Genomic DNA, 5,590 nt, shown 5'->3' on the forward strand with positions numbered 1-5,590 from the left:
CTACCTAAAGGGGATAATACCAATAATACCATTTAGTAGGTCTCTTTTTTTATTTCGGAAGATATTAAATAAAAACCAGTCTCCATTCTTCACAGATAAACACACTAAAACAATATGATTTTAAAATATCAATAAAATAAATATCCTTTAATACCTATTTTTTTCCTTTTGCTGTTAACAAGTACTAAACATAATTTATAAAGTTCATTAAGGGTGGTTTTTGCTCATCCCCTCGAAAAGGGGGAATAAGAAAAAAGCAAGCTTCCCTTTTAAGAAGATTTGCTTTTTTCTAAGCTATATTCATATTCTTTGACTCTTCTACATTTGCTATGGTAAGCGCTTTTATAAATACAACATATTTATTGATTAACAAAAATATAAAACCCTTTTTCCCATCGATCTTTGAGCCATTGCAATTCTTCTTTCATATTGGGAACGTATTCGTTTGTTCGTTCCATCAATTTATAGGTTTCCACTAGTTCCAAACATCGATTTGGACTAGTAAGAGAATGTATAAAGAGCATATCACGTTTTGTTACCGATCCAAAAGAAATCCCTTCACGGCTCACCGATAATAACTCTTGAATTTCCTCTTGATCCATATTTGTTTTATTTAGGTAATTATTCATATCGATGAATGTAGTGTAACTCCATTTCATATTGTCATAATCATTTTCTTGTAGGAGCATTTCACGATAGGATTCCATATCATGTATGAGGAAATTACGAATCGCGTCTATAGAAAATTGCATGTACCAAACTTCCTTTACTGTATAGGGTATGTGTGAGTTTTGAGGTTCCTTTAAAAAAAGTATTCTCTTAATATGTAGGGAAATACTTTTTTACTTTACCATATATTTAAGCTCTTAGCTGATTTTAAAACCTGGTAATTTTGAAGGGAGAATCTTCATCGCTTCTACTGTTTTTGGATTACGACCGTTACGCTCTACAAGTTCCTGGACTTCGGATGTCCTCAAAAACCAAGTAACTGTACTTCTTCTCCATGTTGTAAAGATTTTGCGATTTGGTCCACTTCTATTTTTATTGCTGAAAACGCATCTTTTATATTAAGTTTGTTTCTTGTTTAATGAGTTCCATTTTTTCATCTATCACACCTATTATATTCCGGCAAGATTTCAGTAATCATTATAACGTGTTTGCTATATGTAAAACGAGATTCTTGCTTGCATTATCATATTTATACTAGAGAAAGTTATGCTGTCTTCAAAAATTTAATCAATATTTAAAAAATGTCAGAGAAGGATTTATATCTGATATACTGACAGGCTTGTTGTCTTTTTTATATCTTCAATGTTCTTAATATAGCTACTTTACTTGTTTTATTAATAATTTGTATTTTGAAATTCAAGGCTGATATTGATGTACATTTGCGTAAATGAATAGTTTTCTGTTGATTTTATAATAGGTGAAAAAAACGATCAATAGTTGGGGTACGGAAAGGATTCGAATTTACATTCTTTCTCAATACATATCATGGATAAATAAAGTAAAATATGGGTTGGAGCTATGTCTCATGTTGTATTAATCCTAACAATAACTAAGGGTACATAATATGCTTTCATACCTTTGAATAATTTTGTTATAGAAGGGATGGAGATTTAACTGGCTCAAATTGTTGGTATTGATAGATACCTTTGTACTGGGGCTTTAATCTATATGCGTCAGGGCCTTTCCCTAAGTCTTGTCAGGAAGTAAGGAACAGTAAGCAAACACTTATACAATATGAATAGAGGAGAGGAATGCCTTATGAAAATACGTAGTCAAATTACATGTGCAAGTCTGGCCCTTTTAATAGCTGGAAGTTCCCTGTTATATACAACACCAGCCTCGATTGTAAAAGCAGAGCCCACTCAAAATGTATCTAGTTCGTTACAAACAAATACTCAACGAGATCGTACTTCCGTCAAGCAAGCAATGCGGGATACATTGCAACTTGGATACCCGGGGATACTTGCTAAAACTTCTAAGGGTGGAAAAACGTGGGGGTATGCCGCTGGAATAGCGGATCTGAGCACCAAGAAACCAATGAAAACAGATTTTCGTTTTCGCATTGGGAGTGTGACGAAGACGTTCACCGCAACAGTTGTACTTCAATTAGCTGGAGAGAATCGCCTGAATCTAGACGACTACATCGAAGACTGGTTGCCTGGTGTCATTCAAGGAAATGGATATGATGGTAACCAGATTACTATCCGGCAGATATTGAACCATACAAGTGGTATCGCTGAATACTCAAGGTCAAAAGACGCTGATTTTACGGATACAAAAAAATCGTATACGGCTGAAGAGTTAGTGAAGATGGGGGTTTCTCTGCCTCCAGACTTTGCCCCAGGAGATGGCTGGTCTTATTCAAACACAGGATACGTATTACTGGGCATTCTTATTGAAAAAGTAACCAGAAACAGCTATGCGGAAGAGATTGAAAATCGGATTATTGAGCCACTTGAATTGTCGAATACATTCCTACCAGGCAATTCAAGTGTTATTCCAGGCACTAACCATGCCCGTGGATATGTCCAACCAGACGGAGCAAGTGAGCTAAAAGACGTTACTTATTATAACCCAAGTGCAGGTAGCTCTGCTGGAGATATGATTTCTACTGCTGACGACTTAAACAAATTCTTCTCTTACTTGCTCGGTGGCAAATTACTGAAGGAACAGCAACTAAAACAAATGCTTACTACAGTTCCTACAGGAAAAGAAGGAATCGATGGATATGGTCTTGGAATCTATGAAACTAAGCTTCCAAGCGGTGTCTCGATATGGGGACACACCGGTGGCATTCTAGGGTTTACAACTCTTGTTGGAGGTAAACTTGGAGGCAAGCATACGTTGGTCGTCAATTGGAATAGTTTGGGTAGAACTGACAGTCCTAATCCTTTTAAAAATATTTTACTTGCTGAATTTAGCAAGTAGGAAAAAAGGAAAAATTTATCGTAGTTTTCATAGTTAAAAATATACTTTTCTGGTTCAAAAGCCCCAACTTATTTTCATGAAAAATTTGGGGCTTTTTTGTTTTGGTGGCGTTTATTCTCCTTAAGTTGACGGATGTGGGGTAGCACCACATTACTATCAAGCTAAGGTTTTAATATATCTCCTAAATGAACATTTTCTTTTTCTACAGGTAGTTACTTTGAGAAGGTAGTCTATTTTTTCGTTTTGAGGGCGTTTATTTTTCTTAAGCTGATGGATATGGAGTATCTGCCCTAAGTTAAATAAATTTTGACTTAAAAACAAGTGATTTTAACAACGTTAGGAGTGTTTCATGCAGCACAATGTCATTTGTGTTGTATTGCAAGAAGAAAAATTACATTAGAAAAGAGCCAGAATTCATCCTGTTAAGGGTAAATCGGCTCTTAATATTTAAAAGGATGAAAAAAAGAAACACAGAAGTAAAAAACCTCTGTGTTTCTTTTTGATTAATATATTTACTGAACCTTCCGGCACAGATGCTCCTTCTACCCTAGTATAAAAGCGATTTTGAACGTAAGTAATTTGTAAGAAATGGGTAAGAAAAAAGAAATTTTCATTGTGTATGATAAAAATATAAAGAGGCGTGAAAGGCGGAACAGATATGACTTATATATGAAAAACAGACCAGTAACAAGAGTGTTTCAAGGAAAAGAAGTAATTTCTGTGGTTAACATATATGTAGAAAAAGAGGGATTTACCCAGGATAGAATGGCGTTTGTAAAAATAATAATTATGGAGATGATTACGAATTCAATGTTGACCTTTTTTCATTGGTGGAGATGGTAGCTGTGTGGTTAATACGAAATAGCAAGAAACCAACTATACAATATGAATAGAGGAGAGGAATGCCCTATGAAAACACATAGTCAAATTACATTTGCAAGTCTTGCCCTTTTAATAGCTGGAAGTTCCCTGTTATACACAACGCCAACCTTAATTGTAAAAGCAGAACCTACTCAAAGTGTATCTAGTTCGTTACAAACAAGTACTCAACGAGATCGTAATTCTGTCAAGCAAGCAGTGCGGGATACATTGCAACTTGGATTCCCGGGGGTACTTGCTAAAACTTCTGAGGGTGGAAAAACATGGAGTTATGCCGCTGGGGTAGCGAATCTGAGCAGCAAGAAACCAATGGAAACAGATTTTCGCTTTCGCATTGGTAGCGTGACGAAGGCGTTCACGGCAACAGTTGTACTTCAATTAGCCGAAGAGAACAGCTTGAATCTAGACGACTCTATTGAAAAATGGTTGCCTGGTGTCATTCAAGGAAACGGGTATGATGATAAACAGATTACTATCCGGCAATTATTGAACCACACAAGTGGTATCGCTGAATACACAAGGTCAAAAGGCTTTAATCTTATGGATACTAAAAAATCGTATAGGGCTGAAGAATTAGTAAAGATGGGGATTTCGATGCCCCCAGATTTTGCTCCAGGAAAGAGCTGGTCTTATTCAAATACAGGATACGTATTACTAGGGATCCTTATTGAAACAGTAACCGGGAACAGCTATGCGGAAGAGATTGAAAATCGGATTATTGAACCGCTTGAATTATCGAATACATTCTTACCTGGCAATTCAAGCGTGATTCCAGGAACCAAGCATGCCCGTGGATATATCCAACTAGACGGAGCAAGTGAGCCAAAAGATGTTACTTATTATAACCCAAGTATGGGGAGCTCGGCTGGAGATATGATTTCTACTGCTGATGATTTAAACAAATTCTTCTCTTACTTACTTGGGGGTAAATTACTAAAAGAACAGCAACTAAAACAAATGCTTACTACAGTTCCAACAGGAGAAGCTGCATTTGGCAGATATGGTCTTGGAATCTATGAAACTAAGCTTCCAAACGGTGTCTCAATATGGGGACACGGAGGTAGCATTCCAGGGTTTGTTACTTTTGCTGGAGGCACACTTGGAGGCAAGCATACATTAGCTGTCAATTTGAACAGCCTTAATGCTGATAATCATGATCCTTTTAAAAATATTTTACTTGCTGAATTTAGCAAGTAGGCCAAAAGGAAGAACGGATAAATTTTATCATATTTTCATAGTTAAACAAATAAATGATGAAATTGATCACTTATCTAAGGAGGCAATTCCCTCATGAAAAATAAACTAACTGGTGTATTAGCCGCTACATTAGCGCTAACTATGATTCTACCAACAGGGGCGAAAGCATTTTCTGAAGGTAAGACTACAGTTGTATCTAACGCAGAAGTAGCTAGCCAAGAACTGAAGAAGATTGCAGCAGAGAAGGCTGCGCTACTCACGAAGTCCTATGGGACGACTAGCGTGCAGTATGCGCTAATTGATAATGGCAAGCTTACTTTGTCGGGGCAGGCTGGAAAGAACGATATGGAAGGGGAACAGCCACTAACAAAAGATACTCTATACGGGATTGGTTCAGTCAGTAAAATGTATGCAACAGCGGCTGTAATGAAATTGGTCGACGAAGGAAAAGTCGATTTGGATGCTCCTGTGGTCAACTATGTTCCTGATTTTAAGATGAAAGATGGGCGGTACAAACGCATTACCCCGCGTATGTTGTTGAATCACTCCTCCGGTTTGCAAGGTTCCACGTTAAGTA

Annotated in this window: 5 protein-coding genes; 3 read left to right on the top strand and 2 right to left on the bottom strand. The window is 36.9% G+C overall.

The features are described 5' to 3' along the window. Window positions 1-359: 359 nt before the first annotated feature. On the bottom strand, window positions 360-752 hold the full coding sequence (locus B5P40_RS31320; protein WP_002191683.1) for a hypothetical protein: 393 nt from the start codon (window positions 750-752) through the stop codon (window positions 360-362). Window positions 753-866: 114 nt separating this feature from the next. After that, window positions 867-977, bottom strand: coding sequence for an HU family DNA-binding protein (locus B5P40_RS34225; RefSeq protein WP_197228058.1), 111 nt, complete (start codon window positions 975-977; stop codon window positions 867-869). Between the two features lie 790 nt (window positions 978-1,767). On the opposite strand from B5P40_RS34225, the gene B5P40_RS31330 reads away from it, so the two are divergent. The 3 genes from B5P40_RS31330 to B5P40_RS31345 all read left to right on the top strand — a co-directional run. Further along, entirely contained in the window at window positions 1,768-2,937 is a 1,170-nt protein-coding gene (locus B5P40_RS31330) for a serine hydrolase domain-containing protein (RefSeq protein WP_113710492.1), read from the top strand. Between the two features lie 909 nt (window positions 2,938-3,846). Continuing rightward, window positions 3,847-5,013: a serine hydrolase domain-containing protein gene (locus B5P40_RS31340; protein ID WP_113710494.1), complete on the top strand. Its 1,167-nt coding sequence runs from the start codon at window positions 3,847-3,849 to the stop codon at window positions 5,011-5,013. A 93-nt stretch (window positions 5,014-5,106) separates the two neighbouring features. Then, window positions 5,107-5,590: serine hydrolase domain-containing protein (locus tag B5P40_RS31345; protein WP_142936379.1), on the top strand; the 484-nt coding region annotated here is incomplete at its 3' end.

The organism is Bacillus sp. SRB_8, from assembly GCF_003264205.1.
Classification (GTDB): domain Bacteria; phylum Bacillota; class Bacilli; order Bacillales; family Bacillaceae_G; genus Bacillus_A; species Bacillus_A mycoides.

Coding starts and splice junctions, on each gene's coding strand:
- B5P40_RS31320 (WP_002191683.1), bottom strand. CDS start 752: ATGCAATTTTCTATAGACGCGATTCGTAATTTCCTCATACATGATATG.
- B5P40_RS31340 (WP_113710494.1), top strand. CDS start 3,847: ATGAAAACACATAGTCAAATTACATTTGCAAGTCTTGCCCTTTTAATA.
- B5P40_RS31330 (WP_113710492.1), top strand. CDS start 1,768: ATGAAAATACGTAGTCAAATTACATGTGCAAGTCTGGCCCTTTTAATA.